The sequence below is a fragment of the Alteromonas sp. AO-Serp genome (genome assembly GCF_017849675.1).
Taxonomy (GTDB): Bacteria; Pseudomonadota; Gammaproteobacteria; order Enterobacterales; family Alteromonadaceae; genus Alteromonas; species Alteromonas macleodii.
The window spans coordinates 1-18,569 of sequence record NZ_JAFLMX010000100.1 but is presented as its reverse complement, the minus strand read 5'-3'; the positions used below and the strand labels follow the sequence as shown (position 1 = coordinate 18,569).

Genomic DNA, 18,569 nt, shown 5'->3' with positions numbered 1-18,569 from the left:
AAGTTTCGATCCATAACGTCAAACTATTATCTATAGTAAGCAAAAAGTTAAAATGTTCTACAAAAAACGAATTTGGGCTCTAGAAAAGCTCCTATATCCGAAAAAATCCTGCGAACTTAACCCTAACCAGAACGTTCTTTGGCTATCTTATCATATTCCCAAAACAGCAGGCAGCTCCCTACGGTACAGCTTTGAATCTGCTTTTAAAGCTACAAAGGTGTTTGGAGCATATGCCAGTAGCGGAGCAAAAGAGTTAACTAACGGTTTTCCAGTTTGGACGCCGAATAATTGTAAAGTGATACATGGTCACTTCAAGCCACAACCGTCACATTTAAATACATTTCCAAATGCGCGTCGCATTGTATGGCTTAGAGACCCAATTGAGAGAATATACAGTTTAGTCAGACACTTACTACAAATAAAAGGTGCTCACCCTCAATATGCTTTCCTTAAAGAGCAGTACATTGACAACAACATCACTAGCATCGATGACATTGTTTACGACATTATTGTTAATAATTCGTCGCCTATTTTTACGAAGGCATATTCACGCTTTTTTAGCCGAGTCCCTGTATTTGACTTAGAATTTGTTGGCTCTGTGCACAACTATAATAGGGATATAACGAGATTGAGCAAAATCATGGGTGTAGAACTCAAAGAATCCTTTAAAAACGTGAGGAGTAAGCAACAAATAACCTCTAACGTTGAGATTTTAAAGCCCTATTTGCAAGAAGAATACGATATAGTTGCACCATATATCTAGAGGTAGGGGCCAAGTAAGGAGTTATGATTGGCATCATTCACAATAAAAGAGACTATTCTTTCACCAACGACGGCAGATGGGATTATCCGATGGTGTGTAGATGAACCTTTTGGTAATACTACAGTTGACGATTTGGATATCGAAAAGAAGGGCTTGCGCGTTAGCGGCTGGCTACTGGCAGAAAAAAACAAACCATTTCAAATGGTTATAATCCAAAACAACTCTATCATTCCTCTTGAAACTAATGTAGAGCGACCCGACGTTATAGAAAAAGTACTTCAAAAATCGAGCTCTGGACACGAGGACGTATTGTGTGGATTTAATTCTTTCGTAAAATTGTCCTCTCCTTATTTTCAAGTAGGTGTTATTCAACAGGGTCGATATCAAGCACTAGTCGAATACAGAGTTGAAGGGGCTTTAAAGGTAATAGAAGGTGACAGAAATTGGCTCTTTTTGGACAACGATAGTAACAATAGCGTTGAGCAATATACAGGCAGACTCAAACTTACGAGAAAAGAAAGAACATATTGGAAAGAATACTTTCAAGAGCTAGTACAGTATAAAGAAAGTCTAGGCATTCACATTTGTATGCTTATAGCGCCCTCCAAAGAGATGGTGTATTCCGAATACTATCCACACAAAAGAGCAAAGGTTACACCTATTGACCAACTAGAGAAATTGGCCCCGGAAAGCTTTGACTTAATTATTCCTATTCAAGAACTAAGAAACTCTGATAAGCGAAGCTACAGAGTATGTGATACTCATTGGAGCCACTATGGAGCTATGTGTGCTTCTATTGCTGTATTATCTCGTCAAAATAAAAATATACAGGCAATTGAGAAACTCTTTAGTTCAGATATATATAGAACAAGGCACGTAACCGGTGATTTAGGAAATAAAGTATTTCCCCCCCAGAAGCATGATGAAGAATTTTTAGGTTCATTTAATCACCAGCACTTCATAGTATTCGATAATCAACTCCCAAATTTTGGCAGAATTAGGATAATTTATTACGATGATGCTATGTATGATGAAGTGCTCTTAATATTAGGTTCCTCTTCGAGTTACACGATGTTTAACTATTTATCAAGAGTCTATAAAACTGTTGTTTTCGTTCATTGTGCAGGAAACGTCGATCCATCCTTTATTAAACGAATAAAACCCGATTTTATTGTAAGTCAAAGCAATGCTAGGTTTATCGTTAGGCCCCCTTCTGCCCGAGAGGATTACACGTCCTTTGTAAGGGAGAAAGCAATGTTACAACAAAATAAAAAAATTGCGCCTACGGTCATTAAAAGTGATGTAGTTAAAGAGTCTTGTCACAAAAACCTGAAACGAATTGTGGGACACATTTCAAAATTAAATAATGATGCTATCGCTAGTATACCATTTTGATTTTTGAACATCGTCACTACACGAGAGTGCTTATTCGTATGGTACACAGAAGACATTTTAGAAAATCTATCGACAGTTACCTCAGGTAACCATAGAGTTTTACTAACTCAGAAAGGCAAAAGTAGGTCTGAAGACGGCTAAAGAGTTAGCTACTTTACTAATTCTTTTGCATAGCCGTACACTGGCTAACTTGAAGGCTTAAAACTATTTTCTATGGCGGCATTTTCTAATTCTTGGAGTGAATTACCGGAACATACTTCAATAGGGCGACATTGTTCTACTGCAAGTGAAGTTAGTGTCATGGGCGAAGAGCGTTTTTGAGCTCTGTCGTCACATACAATCCTACGTTTATCATATTCAAAGCGTCTGCTTATGACACAAACCTTTTTTAGCCTTATCATATAGCGAATCACCATCAGGAAAAAACCTTTCAATCACAATTGACCAAGATATATGGATAAGAGATGATATCACTTCAGTTATCGCCTTACAGTTGGTAGCGGCGCTGTGACTGCTACACGGACGGTTGTAATGAAGGATGTCCCTCCCTACGCCGTCGTTGTCGGTGTACCAGCTACGATAATTAAATATAGTTTTTCCGAAAAAAAAGCGATCCTCATTAGCACATTGTCGTGGAAGTTGCCTACTGTGACTTCAAAGATATCTCTGCAGATGCTGTACCGAATAAGTTTTAGAAAGATTAGTGAGATAAGCGCTACAGATAAGTTTATCTCTTATACTGCTATACGAATCCTCTTTCACAAAGTGTTCAGTTAGGAACAACTTAATCATTCATCGCACGCTGTTTCTTAGCAAGTTATTCAATTACCACATCGTCTAGCCAGCTTTTTTTGATTCAGCCTTCATCAGGTATTGATGTCAACAAATCTTCACCACTTTAGGGCTTGCTACTACTCTTTGAAACGAATACACAGCCAATTCGGTGAGTAGTATCTAGAATAAATTGAATGCTAAATTCGATATGAATTTAACAGTATATATAGCATGCATTTATCTTTACTTTTCGATTACATACTAGCTATAGAGTCCTTATTTTAAATACTCCACAACCAACAAAAAAAGGGGCCTGAGTTTTCACTCAGGCCCCTTTTTCTAATCGAGTATTAATTACTCTTCAGTTGCTTCTACTGCTTCTTCTTCAGCTTCTACAACTGGACGGTCAACTAGCTCAACATATGCCATTGGGGCATTGTCGCCAGCACGGAAACCGCATTTAAGAATGCGAGTGTAGCCGCCTGGACGAGCTTCGTAACGAGGACCAAGCTCGTTGAATAGTTTACCTACAACCTCTTTGTCACCAGTGCGGGCGAAAGCTAGACGGCGGTTTGCAACGCTGTCTTCTTTAGCCATAGTGATTAGAGGCTCGATTACGCGACGTAATTCTTTCGCTTTTGGTAACGTAGTTTTGATCACTTCGTGCTTGACCAAAGAACCGGCCATGTTTTTGAACATAGCTTGACGATGGCTGCTGTTGCGATTCAACTGACGACCACTCTTACGATGGCGCATAGTTTTATCCTTCTCTACAAATCAGTTTGATAAAAACCTGATTAATCTTTTTCAGCGATGCTCTCTGGCGGCCAGTTTTCTAGGCGCATACCTAGAGAAAGACCACGAGATGCTAGAACATCTTTGATTTCAGTTAGCGATTTCTTACCAAGGTTTGGCGTTTTAAGTAGCTCAACCTCAGTGCGCTGTACCAGGTCACCAATGTACTGGATAGCTTCTGCTTTCAAACAGTTTGCAGAACGTACTGTCAGCTCTAGGTCATCTACTGGACGAAGCAGAATCGGATCGAATTCTGGCTTCTCTTCTTTCGCTTCTGGCTCAGACACATCACGTAGGTCTACGAATGCATCTAGCTGTTCAGCTAGGATAGTAGCAGAACGGCGGATCGCTTCTTCAGGATCCAAAGTACCGTTCGTCTCCATGTCGATGATTAGTTTGTCTAGGTCTGTGCGTTGTTCAACACGAGCAGACTCTACACTGTAAGCAATACGTTCAACTGGGCTGTATGAAGCGTCTACTAACAAACGACCAATTGGACGATCATCTTCTTCAGAGGAGCGACGGGTAGAAGCTGGTACATAACCGCGACCCATTTCTACTTTAATGCGCATGCTGATTTCAGCTTCGCCAGTTAAAGTACAAATAACGTGGTCAGGGTTTGTAATTTCTACGTCGCCATCATGCTGAATATCACCAGCAACAACAGGGCCAGCGCCAGATTTCACTAGAGTTAGGGTTGCCTCAGTTTTACCTTCAAGGCGAACCGCTAAACCTTTAAGATTTAGCAAGATTTCAATTACGTCTTCCTGAACACCTTCTTTGGTGCTGTACTCGTGAAGAACGCCGTCAATTTCTACCTCGGTAACTGCACATCCTGGCATAGATGACAGTAAAATACGACGTAGGGCGTTACCTAGAGTATGGCCAAAGCCGCGCTCTAGTGGTTCCAAAGTTACTTTGGCACGAGTAGGAGAAACGTTTTCGATCTCAACTAATCTCGGTTTTAGGAATTCAGTCACAGAACCCACAATGCTTCCTCTTTAGTTAGCTTTACTTAGAGTAAAGTTCGACGATCAACTGTTCGTTAATTTCCGCAGACAGGTCAGTTCTTTCAGGAACGCGCTTGAAAGTGCCTTCCATTTTGCTGCTGTCTACTTCAATCCAGGTTGGCTTCTCACGTTGGTCAGCCAGTTCCAAAGCAGCAACGATACGCGCTTGCTTCTTAGCCTTTTCACGAACAGAAACCACGTCTTCGGCAGAAACGTTAAACGATGGGATGTTCACAACTTGACCATTTACCATGATCGCCTTGTGGCTAACTAGCTGACGTGCTTCTGCACGAGTGCTAGCGAAACCCATACGGTAAACTACGTTATCAAGACGCTGTTCTAAAAGCTGTAGCAAGTTTTCACCTGTGTTGCCTTTTAGACGTGCAGCTTCTTTATAGTAGTTGCGGAATTGCTTTTCCAGAACGCCGTACATACGACGAACTTTTTGTTTTTCACGCAGCTGAACACCGTAGTCAGACAGACGGCCACGACGGGCACCGTGCTGACCAGGCGCTGTATCGATTTTACATTTAGAATCGATTGCGCGAACGCCGCTTTTTAGGAACAGGTCTGTTCCTTCGCGACGGCTAAGTTTGAGTTTTGGACCCAAATATCTTGCCATGATCTTTCTCCAACTGTCCGTCGATTAAACGCGACGTTTTTTCGGTGGACGACAACCGTTGTGAGGAATAGGGGTCACATCGGTAATGTTTGTGATCTTATAACCTGTAGCGTTAAGAGCACGGATCGCAGACTCACGGCCTGGACCTGGACCTTTAACGAAAACTTCAAGGTTCTTAAGACCGTATTCTTGTGCAGCAACACCTGCACGCTCAGCAGCTACCTGTGCAGCAAATGGGGTAGATTTACGTGAACCACGGAAACCTGAACCACCAGATGTCGCCCATGCTAGTGCATTGCCTGAACGGTCTGTAATAGTCACAATTGTGTTGTTAAAAGACGCATGGATATGAGCCATACCGTCTGCAACCTGACGTTTAGCGCGCTTACGCGTGCTACGAGCTGGTGCTTTAGCCATAACTTACTCCCCGTTTACTTCTTAATTGGCTTACGAGGACCTTTACGGGTACGCGCATTAGTTTTAGTGCGCTGACCACGTAGAGGCAAGCTACGACGGTGGCGAATACCACGGAAGCAACCCAGGTCCATCAAACGTTTGATGCTCATAGAGACTTCACGGCGTAGGTCACCTTCAACGGTGAATTTAGCCACTTCGTCACGAAGCTTATCAATAGTAGCTTCGTCTAGCTCTTTGATTTTTGTATTTTCTGCAACACCAGCACCCGCACAAATGCTTTTCGCACGTGTGGGACCAACGCCATAGATCGCTTGGATAGCGATTACAGCATGCTTGTGCTCAGGAATGTTAATGCCAGCGATACGGGCCATTAACAGCACTCCTCTTGTTTATTTGTCGACGACCTAAAAAGCCCGATAGGATACTTACCCGTCGACTAAATTGCAAATTAAGGTTCAAAATACTTTAAAACAAAACTAGCAGAACCAGACAAGTACTATCTAGGTTCTGCTTACTTAGCTTTGCGAATATCTTGTTCCGCTTAGATTAGCCCTGACGCTGCTTATGCTTTGGGTCAGAACTGCAAATTACACGCACAACACCGTTGCGCTTGATAACTTTACAGTTACGGCAAATCTTTTTTACTGATGCACGAACTTTCATTACATCTTTCCCCTTTCTATCAATATTAAGGGGCTAACTTATCGGCCGTAGCCTTTAAGGTTAGCTTTCTTCAGCACAGACTCATATTGACTAGACATCAAATGTGTCTGTACTTGTGCCATAAAGTCCATAATAACTACTACGATAATGAGAAGCGACGTACCACCGAAGTAGAACGGCACATTCCAAGCAATTAGCATGAATTCAGGCACTAAACAAATAAAGGTTATGTACAGTGCGCCAGCCAGTGTAAGGCGAGTCATTACCTTGTCAATGTATCGTGACGTTTGCTCACCCGGGCGGATGCCTGGGATGAACGCGCCAGACTTCTTCAAGTTATCTGCTGTATCACGCGGGTTGAAAACCAACGCCGTGTAGAAGAAGCAGAAGAAGATAATCGCAGCTGCGTACAACATCACGTACAGCGGTTGACCAGGAGATAGCATAAGCGCTACATCTTGCAACCACGCTGTTGATTCATTCTGTCCGAACCATCCTGCGATGGTACCCGGGAACAGAATAATGCTAGAAGCAAAGATTGGTGGAATTACACCAGCAATGTTGACTTTCAGCGGTAAATGGGTGCTTTGCGCAGCAAAAACCTGACGGCCTTGCTGACGTTTTGCGTAGTTTACCACAATTCTGCGCTGTCCGCGCTCTACAAATACAACTAGGTATGTAAGAGCGATAACAATCACGCCAATCAACAGTAGGAACAACAAGTTAATGTCGCCCTGCCTTGCTTGTTCCGCAGTCTGACCTATCGCTGTTGGCAGACCGGCAACAATACCAGCAAAAATCAATATAGAGATACCGTTACCAATACCTCGTTCGGTAATTTGCTCACCCAACCACATAAGGAACATAGTTCCTGTGACTAGGCTCACTACTGCCGTAAAGTAGAATCCGAAGCCAGGGTTTATCACCAATCCATTAATCAGGTTAGGCAAACCAGTCGAAATTCCAATTGATTGGAAGATAGCCAATACAAGCGTTAGGTAACGCGTGTACTGACTAATTTTACGACGGCCTGCTTCGCCTTCTTTTTTAAGCTCCACCATCGGTGGATGAACCACCGAGAGCAACTGCATGATAATGGATGCAGTAATGTATGGCATAATGCCCAAAGCCAGAACGGATGCACGCTCAAGCGCACCACCAGAGAACATGTTAAACATTTCTACAATGGTGCCTTTTTGTTGCTCGAACAAGTCAGCAAGTACAGCTGGATCGATGCCAGGGATAGGAACGTAAGAACCTAGTCTGAATACAACAATCGCACCAAGTACGAACAACAATCTTGCCTTAAGCTCACTCAAGCCGCTTTTAGCGCCTGAATCCAATCCTGGTTTAGCCATCTAGCTTATTCCTCTACTTTACCGCCAGCAGCTTCAATCGCTTCTTTAGCGCCTTTAGTAACCTTTAACCCGCTTACTGTAACAGCGCGTGAAACTTCACCGCTCTTAACAACTTTAACGAACTGGATTTCTTTCTTAACGATACCAGCTGCTTTTAAAGTCTCAAGAGATGCAGTATCACCATCAACCTTCGCGATTTCAGCAAGAGTTACTTGATCAGTAACAAAGCTCTTGCGTGAAGTGAAACCGAACTTAGGAAGACGACGCTGGATAGGCATCTGACCGCCTTCGAATCCTGGCTTAACGCGGCCACCTGAACGGCTTTTTTGACCTTTGTGACCGTGGCCACTCGTTTTACCAAGACCTGAGCCGATACCACGACCAGAACGCTTACCAGTAGGCTTTGAACCTTCGGCTGGAGAAATTGTGTTTAAACGCATGTCTTACTCCTCCACTATCTCAACCATGTAATATACACGGTTGATCATGCCACGAACGGCTGGGGTATCTTCCAGTTCACGAACATGGTTGATTTTACGAAGGCCTAAACCTTTAAGCGTAGCTTTGTGCTTTGGCAGACGGCCAATTGCACTTTTAGTTTGCTTTACTTTAATCGTTGCCATGTCTGATTACCCCAAAATTTCTTCTACAGACAATCCACGCTTCGCAGCAACTTTCGCCGGGCTGTTCATTTCTGTCAGCGCGTTGATTGTTGCACGTACAACGTTGATTGGGTTTGTAGAGCCGTAACATTTTGAAAGTACGTTTTGTACGCCAGCTACTTCAAGTACTGCACGCATCGCACCACCGGCAATAATACCGGTACCTTCAGATGCTGGCTGCATGTAAACTTTAGAGCCAGAGTGACGACCTTTAATCGGGTGCTGTAACGTGTGACCGTTAAGGTCTACGTCAACCATATTGCGACGTGCCTTTTCCATTGCTTTTTGGATTGCAGCAGGTACTTCACGTGCCTTACCGTAACCAAAACCAACGCGACCGTTACCGTCACCCACTACTGTCAATGCAGTGAAACTAAAGATACGACCACCTTTAACCACTTTAGATACGCGGTTTACGGCGATCAATTTCTCTAGAAATTCACCATTTTGAACGTCTTGTTTAGCCATTATAAACTCCTAGAACTGAAGACCAGCTTCGCGAGCTGCATCAGCTAATGCTTTAACGCGACCGTGGTATTGGAAACCACTGCGATCGAAAGCCACTGTTTTAATGCCTTTCTCAAGAGCGCGCTCTGCGATTGCTTTACCGACTACCGTCGCTGCTTCAGCGTTACCTGTAGACTTAAGACCTTTTGCAAGATCTTTCTCAACAGTTGAAGCCGCTGCCAACACTTCAGAACCGCATGGAGCGATTAGCTGAGCGTAGATGTGGCGAGGTGTACGGTTAACTACCAAGCGATGCGCGGCCAGTTCACGAATTTTTGCTCGTGCGCGAGTTGCGCGACGAATGCGAGCTGTTTTCTTATCCATCGTATCACCCACCTACTTTTTCTTAGCTTCTTTACGACGTACGTGTTCGTCAGCGTAACGTACACCTTTACCTTTGTAAGGCTCTGGTGGACGGTAACCGCGAATGTTCGCCGCAACCTGACCAACCACCTGCTTATCGGCGCCTTTGACGACGATTTCAGTTTGGCTAGGAGTTTCAACCGTAATGCCTTCAGGCATTTCGTATGCTACAGGGTGAGAGAAACCTAGTGTAAGGTTTAGTTTGTTACCTTGTGCTTGTGCACGGTAACCAACACCTAACAACTGAAGTTTTTTCTCAAAACCTTCTGAAACACCTTGAACCATTGCGTTAAGGATAGAGCGCGCAGTACCAGCCTGTGCCCAACCGTCAACAAAGCCTTCACGTGGAAGTGCTTTAAGTTGGTTCTCTTCCTGTGCAACTTCTACAGCGTCGTTGAAAACGCGGGTCAAAGTGCCTTTACTACCTTTAACAGTAACTTCTTGACCAGAGATAGAAACTTCTACACCTGATACAACGTCTACTGGGGCTTTTGCTATACGTGACATTTCAACTCCTCCGTTATGCTACATAACCGATGATCTCACCGCCCATGCCAGCGTTACGCGCTGCACGGTCAGTCATCACACCTTTAGAAGTCGACACGATAGCTACGCCTAAACCACCCATAACCTTTGGAAGCTCATCTTTTTTCTTATAGATGCGCAGACCAGGACGGCTTACACGTTCGATAGTGTCAATTACTTGCTTGCCTTCGAAGTACTTAAGCGTAACTTCTAAAACAGGCTTAACGTCACCAGAAGCAGCGAAGTCAGTAATATAACCTTCAGCTTTCAATACTTCACAGATTGCAACGCGAAGTTTTGAAGAAGGCATAGTTACAGAAACTTTCTGTGCCATCTGGCCGTTACGGATGCGGGTAAACATATCCGCGATAGGATCTTGCATGCTCATTATCAGCTACTCCTTACCAGCTGGCTTTCTTAAGGCCAGGGACTTCACCGCGCATCGCTGCTTCGCGAAGCTTAATACGGCTAAGACCGAATTTGCGTAGGTAACCATGTGGACGACCAGTAACACGGCAACGGTTACGTTGACGAGACTTACTAGAGTCACGTGGCAGTTGTTGTAGCTTCAGAACAGCGTCCCAACGCTCATCTTCAGAAGCGTTAACATCGCTGATAATCGCTTTAAGTGCGGCGCGCTTTTCAGCATACTTAGCTACTAGCTTAGTACGCTTAGCTTCACGTGCCTTCATTGATTCTTTTGCCATAACCCTACACCCCTACTTTTTGAATGGGAAGTTAAACGCGTCCAGCAGAGCACGTGCTTCTTCATTTGTATTCGCACTGGTAGTGATAGTGATATCCATACCGCGAACCTTATCCACTTTATCGAAATCGATTTCAGGGAAAATGATTTGCTCACGCACGCCCATGCTGTAGTTACCACGTCCGTCGAATGATTTAGGATTCAAACCACGGAAGTCGCGAACACGTGGGATAGCGATTGAAATCAAACGCTCTAGGAATTCCCACATACGCTCGCCGCGTAGGGTTACTTTACAGCCAATCGGATAACCTTCACGGATTTTAAAACCCGCTACTGATTTTCTAGCAACTGTAACAACAGGCTTCTGACCGGCGATAGCCGTCATGTCAGCTTGAGCATTCTCAAGTACCTTTTTGTCAGCAACTGCTTCACCTAAACCCATGTTTAGAGTGATTTTTTCAATCCGAGGGACTTGCATGACGCTTTTGTATCCGAACTGCTTAGCAAGTTCAGCTACTACTGTTTCTTTATAGAAATCATGCAGTTTCGCCATCGTACTCTCCAATATAATTAAACAAGTTCGCCGTTAGACTTGAAGAAACGTACTTTCTTCTCATCTTCGAAACGGAAACCAACGCGATCTGCTTTGCCCGTTGCCGGGTTAACAATCGCAACATTAGAAACGTGAATAGAAGCTTCTTTCTCAACGATGCCACCAGCTACGCCCAGTTGTGGGTTTGGCTTAGTGTGCTTCTTAACGAGATTAACGCCTTCTACAATTACACGGTTATCAGCAATAAGCACTTTAAGGACTTTGCCTTGTTTGCCTTTGTCTTTACCCGCTAATACGACTACTTCATCATCACGACGAATTTTATTAGCCATTATCGTGACTCCTTATAGTACCTCTGGGGCCAATGAGATGATTTTCATGAAGTTTTCACTTCTCAACTCACGGGTAACCGGGCCAAAGATACGCGTACCAATTGGTTGCTTGTTAGCATTAAGCATAACAGCCGCGTTACCGTCAAAACGAATGGTAGAACCATCTGCACGACGAACGCCTTTTCTAGTACGCACCACCACTGCATTCAGTACGTCACCTTTTTTAACTTTACCGCGAGGAATTGCTTCCTTAACAGTAACTTTGATGATGTCACCGATACCTGCATAACGGCGATGCGAGCCACCAAGAACCTTAATACACTGAACCCTGCGAGCGCCGCTGTTGTCTGCAACGTCCAGGTTAGTTTGCATTTGGATCATGTTAGTGCTCCGCTCTTAAAATTAAGACTCTCCCGAGTCGTTAGTGCTGCTAAAAACAACTGGATGTCGTTGCTTTTATGTACATACCCCCATAAAAAGGGCGCGAAATAGTAACAGAAAACATTTGGAAGTGATAGCGGTAAATTGAATTATTTTTAAACTATGTGAGCAATAAAAAAGCCCCGACTAAAAGTCGGGGCTGATAACCACGTCAGAGGTTATCAAGCAGGATCTTTTAGGCGATTTTCATTACTTACAAGCTGCTTACTCAAGTGCCTGTAAAGGCACTCTTTCAACCGGCTTACACCAACAGGTTTTGATATGAAGTCATCCATGCCGGATTTCAAGCATTTTTCTTTGTCGCCGGTTAGCGCATTTGCGGTTAATGCAATTATTGGGATGTCCCGCGCCTTGTCTCCCATTGACCTAATTAGCTTCGTCGCCTCTAATCCATCCATTACAGGCATATGGCAGTCCATCAAAATGATTGTGTAGGGTGACTTTCCTTTTAATGCGCCTTTAACTTTTTCTACTGCCTCTTCACCGTTTTCTGCTAAATCGGCTGCAATACCTATCTCTTTTAGTTGCTCTTTAATGACAAGCTGATTTATTTCATTGTCTTCAACTATTAGTGCTTTAAACGCGCTCAGTTCCTGTTTAGAAGGGATATAAACAGCATTATGGCCACATGCTTTTTCGGCTACGGTGCCTGCGTTAGCATCGTCTAGCATGAGGGTTACGATAAATCGCGCCCCCACGCCTAAATCGCTGCACACCTCAATTTTACCACCGTAATGCTTCACGATTTGACTGACTATAGACAACCCTAAGCCTGTGCCACCATATCTCCGCTGCGTCGAGTTTTCTGCTTGAACGAACGGCGAGAAAATGAGCTTTTGCTGTTGCTCGCTAATTCCGATCCCTGAATCAGTCACGATTAGTTTTACTCTGAACCGCCCTTTTCCGTATCGGGTGCTTTTAGTTTCAACCGTTACCTTCCCCTCTTTTGTGAATTTAATGGCGTTATTCAATAGGTTAATCAGAATTTGCCCAATTCTTAGTTTGTCAGCTATGAAGGTTTTTCCCTCAACCCCCTTTGTGCTTACTGAAAGTTCAATACCTTTCTCGTGAGCTAGCCGCGTGAACATCGGCACTTGCTCTTCTATGGTGTCAGCAAGGTTGGTGGGCGATTCTTCAAACGACATGTTGCCAGAGTCGATTTTAGAAAAATCCAATATATCGTTCACGATGTTGAGTAATGAATCTGCACTTTTCATAGCAATAGTGGCATGTTCTAGCTGGGTAGAATTTAGCGAGGAACTAATAAGTGCCTCAAGCATGCCCTGAACCCCATGAATTGGTGTTCTTATTTCATGGCTCATATTCGCAAGGAACTCACTTCGCGCTTTCAAGGCGCTTTCTGCCATATCCGTTTTTTGCTGCAGCATTGCCTTGTCCATGTGAAGCTGCGTAATATCAACTGTAGCACCAATTACCTTAACGCAACGGTCATTTTCCATGACCGGATGAGCGCGGCTTTGTAACCAACGGGTTTCTCCCGCATCGGTGCGAACTTCAAGTTCATAGGAAAAGTCTTCGCCGGTTTTTATCATCTGATTGAACTGGGCGACGTATTTATTCCGCTGGTCTTCATCAACCACGAATTTGATCACGTCTTCTGGCTTTACTACTTTTTCACCATGCACATGCAGCATTCGCTTCAGTGCACCAGACCAAATCAATGCTCCCGTATCAATATTTAACTCCCATGTACCTACACCGGCAAGGTTGGTCACTTGGTGTAATAACGAGTTTCTCTCTTCTAATATCGCTTTTTGTGCATTGAGATTACTTATCGCTTGTTGACGCTCTAATTCGTTGCCTATCCACGAAGCAAGCAAAAGTAAATAATCCATCTCTAAGGGCGTAAAGGGTGTGTCCCGTGGACCGAGAGATGAGAAGTTTACTGTACCGAAAAATTCACCATGTACTCGCACTGGTGAAGCGAGATAACTCTTTAATGTGTATTTTTCAAAACACGGATGCGAGGCACCTGGCGCAGTATCTATATTGTGATAAGCCACAACAGCATCGCTGTTCACCACGTCTGCACAGTAAGTGTCTGGTAATGCGAAGGTCGTATTTAATGGTATGTCGTTGTCGGGCGTAATAACGCTAAGCACACGGTAATTATCGCCTTGAATGTTACTTACAATCCCTGTTTCCAACCCGAGTATTTCCGTACCTATGCTTAGCAAGCTCTCGAGCTTTTTATCAAATGAAAGTGCTTTGTCATTTGATATGGTTTGTAGATCTTTAATGATACTCATGAGGATTTTCGCCCTCCCGGACAGCAAGTAAAAAGGCCAACGTTTTTAGCGTTGACCTTTTAAACTTACGTGAAATACACGCAGATGAAAGTTTTCACCCTTATCAATTAGTATAATAAATATACTAACCGACTAATAAAGCACGTTAATTTCATATCCCGTTGGCGTATCCGCTGGCTCAACAGTAACTATGTAGTTTTCTTCCTCTGTAAAGCCAAACAGCGCGGTTCTATCAAGCAGCACTTGCTCCTCGTTGTCATCTTCGTATACGGCAATCACTTCATAATAGTCTGACGGCAGCACTTCACTGGTACTTTCAGCAAATTCAAGATTCTGTATATCGTACTCAGCAGTATCAATGGTTTCGTCATTTCTTACCAAGTAGAAGTCTACGTCATCAAAGTCGCTAACTAGGTTGATGAAGTTTACTGTCTTATCGTAGGCCTGAGGCAAACCACTTTCTACAAAGGTTGCTGCGCCTAATTTATTGTTGGTGTTGTAGATGAGAATAGCCTTACTCTCACCCTGATTAAGCGTAATTAGCTTGTTGCTCAGTGACGTCACTGTACCTGATGGGTCGGTTACGGTAACGCGATAATCGCCATAGCGGATAGTACTAAACTCAGACAACTCGCCCGCCGCGAGTGTAAAACTGACGTCCTCTTCATCAGTGTTTCCACCAAAGGTAACCTGAAGCTCTGCATCTAGATTCGTAGAATTGTAAATACGATACTGTGAATCTGCTTCTACATCTGTAAGCGCTGTAACTGATGAAGAGTTAAGAATAGTGTCTACAACTAGCCCTTCTTGAATGGCGCCACTGACATCGCGCAGTGTCATTAGATACTCAGTTTCGTATACAAAATCGATGGTTTGTGATTCAAAGACAACATCGTCACTTCCTGGTTCGGTCAAATAAATCGTGTACTCGCCCTCATCGAAGTATTCACTGTCATCATCTGCATCCCAGAAGTCAAATTCAATCATGTCGCCCGTTGTAACCGTGCCAAGGAAGTTGGCTGCTTCAAACGGGTCGCCAGACTCACTCATGTAGAAATCATAAGAAGATTCATCTACTGCTACCGACAAAGCGAATAGGCGGAAGTGATCTTCCAATGTTTCGCGCTTATAGGAATAGGTGGTAAAAACGGGGTTACTAAAGTCACCACTCATAACAACAATGGTCTTATAACCGGTTTTTAAGTTAACGGTAATCTCGTCAATAAATACTTCTTGGTCGTCTGAATCAGTTCGAATGAACTCGAGTTCTAATTCTCCATCATCCATAGAGTACATTGACGTAGTATCACCAAATTGAGCAGAGCCAAAGCTATCGCCATCAACTTCACGCATTTCTACATTGGCACCGTTAGGCGAAGCGTTGTAAAACTGAATGTAAGCATACGAATAATCTGAGCTACTGCTGCCTGAGCCACCACAAGCGGTAAGCCCAAGCAGTGCAATAAGCCCAATTGCCACTGTTTGGAACCATGTTCCACGAAGCAAAGATTGAGAGGTCAATTGCATAAATTGAATGTCCTTTGAAGTTGTTCTTGGTTGGATAAAGCCTGCGTAAAAGCAAATAGGCACATGTAGAGAGTGCTGATCTTGGCACGCACAATACAGCGATATGGCTATGTGAATAGGGCTTAGTTCGCAGCTTTACGTCAACTTTGCAAAGCTGACCTTTCTTTATGGAAACTTGACATTCAAGCTTCTAAAAGTGCTGGTAACAGGCATAGATGTGCGAATAAACGTAAACAAACCGCGCACAAAACTGAAACAAAAAAAAGCCTGCATAAGCAGGCTTTAACTGTGTCTTAGGGAGACGGGATTACTTACTCATACGAGTATGATAGCGTCACACCGCTGTATGACGAATAAGCGCGAATACCAATGTGCCACGTGCCTGACGCTGGCGCGTCGAATGTACATACTTCGCTGTTGCCATTTTGATAAGGACGACAATCATAGCTATTCGTTTCTGGCTGTGAGCCAAACTTCACGTATAGATCGGCATCACCTGAACCACCAGAGGTACGAATAGTCATCTGCGTTACACCTTCAGGAATCGTCCAAGTGTAGCGGTCCCAGTTTCTGCGCGTACCAGAAAGGCCGGTTAGCTGACCTGATACTGGTTCTACGCCAGGCTCAGAGCCGCCACCGCCACCAGTACCGCCACCGGCACAACCGTTGGTGTTAAGGTAGTTGTAGGCATCAGCAAGCTGCATTAAGCCATAACCGTAGAAGTTATCACGACCCGCACTGCCTTTATCTTCTGCCGTTGCATTAAGTGCACTACGAATTTGGTTGTTTGAACACTGCGGGAAGTAACTCCACACTAGTGCTGCACCACCAGCTACGTGTGGCGTCGCCATAGATGTACCGCTGAGTGAAGCGTAGGTATTTGTTGGATAGGTAGACTGAACTGCACTGCCTGGCGCGGCAATTTCAACCTGATCGTTATATTGGCTGTAGCTTGCACGATTTTCGTTTGAGTCTACTGCCGCAACTGACATTACTGCATCATATGAAGCAGGGTAAGACTTCGCACTGTTACCATCGTTACCTGCCGCCGCAACTAACAACATGCCTGCATCTGTGAAGCTCTGCATTGCATTTCGCTCGGTAGTTGACGAACTGCCGCCACCTAAGCTCATGTTAACAACGTTCGAGCCGGCATCCTGACATTGGGTGATAGCATCGATAAGGTCAGATGCGTAAGTCCATTGGCCATTGTCGTTAAAGATTTTAACGATATGCATATCCACGCCAGGATACACACCAACTACACCTTCGTTATTATCGTATGCTGCAATGGTGCCCGCTACGTGGGTACCGTGACCGTTACCATCGTTATACCAGTTACCTACAGCACTATTATTTGCCTGACCTGTAACGCCATCGTTGGTTCCAGGCAAATCTGGGTGACCCAGGTTGTAACCTGTATCGATGATACATACTTTGCGAGCCGTAGTATCTGACTGTGCAAATTGATTAGCCTGAACCATGGTGTAGCCGTAAGGCGTGGTCTGCGCCATAGGCTTACGACGAACGTCCACTTCAATGCTTTCTACATTTGGATTTTTACGAAGCTTGTTCAGCGCTGACTTACTCATCGTAGCCGCTACCATTTTATGCTTCTTAAGCTCTTTCTTAATTGCACCACCTGCTTTTCTAACTTCTGATTTAGCAGACGCGATATCGAAAGGCTTTTTACCTTTTACTTTGGCACTTGAGATTTGACCTTTACCTTTTAATGCACTCACTTCAACCGTTTCACTGGTCATCTCATCTTTGAACTTGATGATGTAACGCTCTTGGTCAGTGGTGACAAGACGATCGACAGTCAATCGCTTACCTAGTGCTTGTTTTAGGGTTTGAGGCTTTTCTTTAACTTTTACCAGACCTTCGCCTGCTGCCATTGCAGAATTACCCATTAAGCCAAGTGATACAGCTAGAGCAGCTGCTGTTAGACATGTGTGTTTCTTATTTAATTTTGAGTTCAAAATTTATTTCCTGTTTTATCTGTCTTATTAACTTCAACACTGTTTTATTCCGTGCTTTGGAAGCTATTTGTTATTAAATGACATACAGGTATAACCATTACCTCATACGAAAAGCTCATCCATGACAACCGACGCAACTGCGTTGCAACGACCTACCCGTTTGTCAGGTATGCAAATAAACGGTATTACCAATTATTCACAGAGCTCATATTAGGCGGCGAATCAGGCTGTTGAGTATGTTGCCTTAACCCTGGTGAGCATTTTTAATACCTTTAAAAATGCACAAAAAAACAACACAACTTACGAAAGCCGCGCACAATGTATGCTATGAGCCAATTCATGGTAGGAATAAAAAACTATAATTAACATTAATTTTACAAACTCAAATGTAACAAAATATTAAGCGCTTTATAGCAATGCTTAAAAATAAAAAAGCGCGTACTAAATAGCACACGCTTTTTTAAAAACTAACTAGGGTTTACACGCTTAGCGCGTTAACCCGAACAATATGAAATTACAAACTTCGTTGTCTCACAATCTCGTATAGGCAAACACCCGTAGCTACCGACACGTTCAAACTTGTCACGCTGCCGGCCATAGGAAGCTTCACCAACTCATCGCACGTTTCTTTAGTAAGCCTACGCATGCCTTTACCTTCAGCCCCCATAACTAGCGCTGTTGGGCCTTTTAGATCTACATCGTAAAGGGTTTTGTCGGTTTCACCCGCGGTGCCTACAATCCATAGCCCTTTATCTTGAAGGTGCTTTAAGGTTCTGGCCAGGTTCGTGATTTGAATAAGTGGAACCACTTCAGCTGCGCCACAGGCAACCTTTCTTACGGTTCCGTTCAAGCTTGCCGATGTATCCTTCGGTACTACTACCGCGTGCACTCCTGCTCCATCGGC

23 protein-coding genes are annotated in these 18,569 nt (G+C 43.9%); 2 read left to right on the top strand and 21 right to left on the bottom strand.

What is annotated here, in order from left to right:
• Positions 1–52: 52 nt before the first annotated feature.
• Complete coding sequence (locus tag QVA83_RS07795) at positions 53–763, top strand: hypothetical protein (protein WP_168481992.1); 711 nt, start codon at positions 53–55, stop codon at positions 761–763.
• Positions 764–790: 27 nt separating this feature from the next.
• Complete coding sequence (locus tag QVA83_RS07790; protein WP_168481990.1) at positions 791–2,158, top strand: alginate O-acetyltransferase AlgX-related protein; 1,368 nt, start codon at positions 791–793, stop codon at positions 2,156–2,158.
• Positions 2,159–3,286: 1,128 nt separating this feature from the next.
• Here QVA83_RS07790 and rplQ read toward each other — a convergent pair.
• The 21 genes from rplQ to rlmB all read right to left on the bottom strand — a co-directional run.
• Positions 3,287–3,688, bottom strand: coding sequence for a 50S ribosomal protein L17 (gene rplQ / locus QVA83_RS07785; protein ID WP_012519212.1), 402 nt, complete (start codon positions 3,686–3,688; stop codon positions 3,287–3,289).
• 41 nt (positions 3,689–3,729) lie between these two features.
• Positions 3,730–4,719 (bottom strand): DNA-directed RNA polymerase subunit alpha, encoded by a 990-nt coding sequence (locus tag QVA83_RS07780; protein ID WP_039226687.1) that lies wholly within the window; start codon positions 4,717–4,719, stop codon positions 3,730–3,732.
• Between the two features lie 19 nt (positions 4,720–4,738).
• On the bottom strand, positions 4,739–5,359 hold the full coding sequence (gene rpsD / locus QVA83_RS07775) for a 30S ribosomal protein S4 (RefSeq protein WP_012519214.1): 621 nt from the start codon (positions 5,357–5,359) through the stop codon (positions 4,739–4,741).
• Positions 5,360–5,383: 24 nt separating this feature from the next.
• Positions 5,384–5,776, bottom strand: coding sequence for a 30S ribosomal protein S11 (gene rpsK / locus QVA83_RS07770; RefSeq protein ID WP_012519215.1), 393 nt, complete (start codon positions 5,774–5,776; stop codon positions 5,384–5,386).
• Positions 5,777–5,790: 14 nt separating this feature from the next.
• Positions 5,791–6,147 (bottom strand): 30S ribosomal protein S13, encoded by a 357-nt coding sequence (gene rpsM, locus QVA83_RS07765; RefSeq protein ID WP_012519216.1) that lies wholly within the window; start codon positions 6,145–6,147, stop codon positions 5,791–5,793.
• A gap of 175 nt (positions 6,148–6,322) precedes the next feature.
• A complete protein-coding gene (gene rpmJ / locus QVA83_RS07760) occupies positions 6,323–6,439 on the bottom strand; it encodes a 50S ribosomal protein L36 (RefSeq protein WP_012519217.1) in 117 nt (38 codons plus the stop codon).
• A 38-nt stretch (positions 6,440–6,477) separates the two neighbouring features.
• On the bottom strand, positions 6,478–7,797 hold the full coding sequence (gene secY / locus QVA83_RS07755; RefSeq protein WP_014977524.1) for a preprotein translocase subunit SecY: 1,320 nt from the start codon (positions 7,795–7,797) through the stop codon (positions 6,478–6,480).
• Between the two features lie 5 nt (positions 7,798–7,802).
• Positions 7,803–8,237, bottom strand: a complete 435-nt coding sequence (gene rplO, locus QVA83_RS07750) for a 50S ribosomal protein L15 (protein ID WP_014950906.1) — start codon at positions 8,235–8,237, stop codon at positions 7,803–7,805.
• Between the two features lie 3 nt (positions 8,238–8,240).
• Positions 8,241–8,420, bottom strand: a complete 180-nt coding sequence (rpmD, locus tag QVA83_RS07745; protein ID WP_014950907.1) for a 50S ribosomal protein L30 — start codon at positions 8,418–8,420, stop codon at positions 8,241–8,243.
• 6 nt (positions 8,421–8,426) lie between these two features.
• Positions 8,427–8,927, bottom strand: a complete 501-nt coding sequence (rpsE, locus tag QVA83_RS07740; protein WP_012519221.1) for a 30S ribosomal protein S5 — start codon at positions 8,925–8,927, stop codon at positions 8,427–8,429.
• 9 nt (positions 8,928–8,936) lie between these two features.
• Positions 8,937–9,290 carry a 50S ribosomal protein L18 gene (gene rplR, locus QVA83_RS07735; RefSeq protein WP_014999707.1) on the bottom strand — a complete coding sequence of 118 codons (354 nt, stop codon included), beginning with the start codon at positions 9,288–9,290 and terminating at the stop codon, positions 8,937–8,939.
• 12 nt (positions 9,291–9,302) lie between these two features.
• Entirely contained in the window at positions 9,303–9,836 is a 534-nt protein-coding gene (rplF, locus tag QVA83_RS07730) for a 50S ribosomal protein L6 (RefSeq protein WP_014950909.1), read from the bottom strand.
• Between the two features lie 13 nt (positions 9,837–9,849).
• The gene (gene rpsH, locus QVA83_RS07725) at positions 9,850–10,242 is read right to left on the bottom strand and encodes a 30S ribosomal protein S8 (protein ID WP_012519224.1); all 393 of its coding nucleotides are present in this window, start codon (positions 10,240–10,242) and stop codon (positions 9,850–9,852) included.
• A gap of 13 nt (positions 10,243–10,255) precedes the next feature.
• On the bottom strand, positions 10,256–10,561 hold the full coding sequence (gene rpsN, locus QVA83_RS07720; protein WP_014950910.1) for a 30S ribosomal protein S14: 306 nt from the start codon (positions 10,559–10,561) through the stop codon (positions 10,256–10,258).
• A gap of 12 nt (positions 10,562–10,573) precedes the next feature.
• Positions 10,574–11,113 carry a 50S ribosomal protein L5 gene (gene rplE, locus QVA83_RS07715; protein ID WP_014950911.1) on the bottom strand — a complete coding sequence of 180 codons (540 nt, stop codon included), beginning with the start codon at positions 11,111–11,113 and terminating at the stop codon, positions 10,574–10,576.
• Between the two features lie 17 nt (positions 11,114–11,130).
• Positions 11,131–11,445: a 50S ribosomal protein L24 gene (rplX, locus tag QVA83_RS07710; RefSeq protein WP_014950912.1), complete on the bottom strand. Its 315-nt coding sequence runs from the start codon at positions 11,443–11,445 to the stop codon at positions 11,131–11,133.
• A 12-nt stretch (positions 11,446–11,457) separates the two neighbouring features.
• Positions 11,458–11,826, bottom strand: coding sequence for a 50S ribosomal protein L14 (gene rplN, locus QVA83_RS07705; protein ID WP_012519228.1), 369 nt, complete (start codon positions 11,824–11,826; stop codon positions 11,458–11,460).
• A 221-nt stretch (positions 11,827–12,047) separates the two neighbouring features.
• Entirely contained in the window at positions 12,048–14,156 is a 2,109-nt protein-coding gene (locus QVA83_RS07700) for a GAF domain-containing hybrid sensor histidine kinase/response regulator (protein WP_156078904.1), read from the bottom strand.
• A gap of 132 nt (positions 14,157–14,288) precedes the next feature.
• Positions 14,289–15,683 (bottom strand): DUF4397 domain-containing protein, encoded by a 1,395-nt coding sequence (locus QVA83_RS07695; protein WP_014950914.1) that lies wholly within the window; start codon positions 15,681–15,683, stop codon positions 14,289–14,291.
• A gap of 311 nt (positions 15,684–15,994) precedes the next feature.
• A complete protein-coding gene (locus QVA83_RS07690; protein ID WP_039226695.1) occupies positions 15,995–17,665 on the bottom strand; it encodes a S8 family serine peptidase in 1,671 nt (556 codons plus the stop codon).
• A 514-nt stretch (positions 17,666–18,179) separates the two neighbouring features.
• A partial coding sequence (gene rlmB, locus QVA83_RS07685) for a 23S rRNA (guanosine(2251)-2'-O)-methyltransferase RlmB (RefSeq protein WP_287498311.1) occupies positions 18,180–18,569 on the bottom strand: 390 nt, incomplete at its 5' end.

What these genes read in the sequence shown, in the direction of transcription:
- QVA83_RS07795 (WP_168481992.1), top strand. Translation starts at nt 53, where the DNA reads ATGTTCTACAAAAAACGAATTTGGGCTCTAGAAAAGCTCCTATATCCG.
- rplQ (WP_012519212.1), bottom strand. Translation starts at nt 3,688, where the DNA reads ATGCGCCATCGTAAGAGTGGTCGTCAGTTGAATCGCAACAGCAGCCAT.
- rpsD (WP_012519214.1), bottom strand. Translation starts at nt 5,359, where the DNA reads ATGGCAAGATATTTGGGTCCAAAACTCAAACTTAGCCGTCGCGAAGGA.
- rpsK (WP_012519215.1), bottom strand. Translation starts at nt 5,776, where the DNA reads ATGGCTAAAGCACCAGCTCGTAGCACGCGTAAGCGCGCTAAACGTCAG.
- rpsM (WP_012519216.1), bottom strand. Translation starts at nt 6,147, where the DNA reads ATGGCCCGTATCGCTGGCATTAACATTCCTGAGCACAAGCATGCTGTA.
- rpmJ (WP_012519217.1), bottom strand. Translation starts at nt 6,439, where the DNA reads ATGAAAGTTCGTGCATCAGTAAAAAAGATTTGCCGTAACTGTAAAGTT.
- secY (WP_014977524.1), bottom strand. Translation starts at nt 7,797, where the DNA reads ATGGCTAAACCAGGATTGGATTCAGGCGCTAAAAGCGGCTTGAGTGAG.
- rplO (WP_014950906.1), bottom strand. Translation starts at nt 8,237, where the DNA reads ATGCGTTTAAACACAATTTCTCCAGCCGAAGGTTCAAAGCCTACTGGT.
- rpmD (WP_014950907.1), bottom strand. Translation starts at nt 8,420, where the DNA reads ATGGCAACGATTAAAGTAAAGCAAACTAAAAGTGCAATTGGCCGTCTG.
- rpsE (WP_012519221.1), bottom strand. Translation starts at nt 8,927, where the DNA reads ATGGCTAAACAAGACGTTCAAAATGGTGAATTTCTAGAGAAATTGATC.
- rplR (WP_014999707.1), bottom strand. Translation starts at nt 9,290, where the DNA reads ATGGATAAGAAAACAGCTCGCATTCGTCGCGCAACTCGCGCACGAGCA.
- rplF (WP_014950909.1), bottom strand. Translation starts at nt 9,836, where the DNA reads ATGTCACGTATAGCAAAAGCCCCAGTAGACGTTGTATCAGGTGTAGAA.
- rpsH (WP_012519224.1), bottom strand. Translation starts at nt 10,242, where the DNA reads ATGAGCATGCAAGATCCTATCGCGGATATGTTTACCCGCATCCGTAAC.
- rpsN (WP_014950910.1), bottom strand. Translation starts at nt 10,561, where the DNA reads ATGGCAAAAGAATCAATGAAGGCACGTGAAGCTAAGCGTACTAAGCTA.
- rplE (WP_014950911.1), bottom strand. Translation starts at nt 11,113, where the DNA reads ATGGCGAAACTGCATGATTTCTATAAAGAAACAGTAGTAGCTGAACTT.
- rplX (WP_014950912.1), bottom strand. Translation starts at nt 11,445, where the DNA reads ATGGCTAATAAAATTCGTCGTGATGATGAAGTAGTCGTATTAGCGGGT.
- rplN (WP_012519228.1), bottom strand. Translation starts at nt 11,826, where the DNA reads ATGATCCAAATGCAAACTAACCTGGACGTTGCAGACAACAGCGGCGCT.
- QVA83_RS07700 (WP_156078904.1), bottom strand. Translation starts at nt 14,156, where the DNA reads ATGAGTATCATTAAAGATCTACAAACCATATCAAATGACAAAGCACTT.
- QVA83_RS07695 (WP_014950914.1), bottom strand. Translation starts at nt 15,683, where the DNA reads ATGCAATTGACCTCTCAATCTTTGCTTCGTGGAACATGGTTCCAAACA.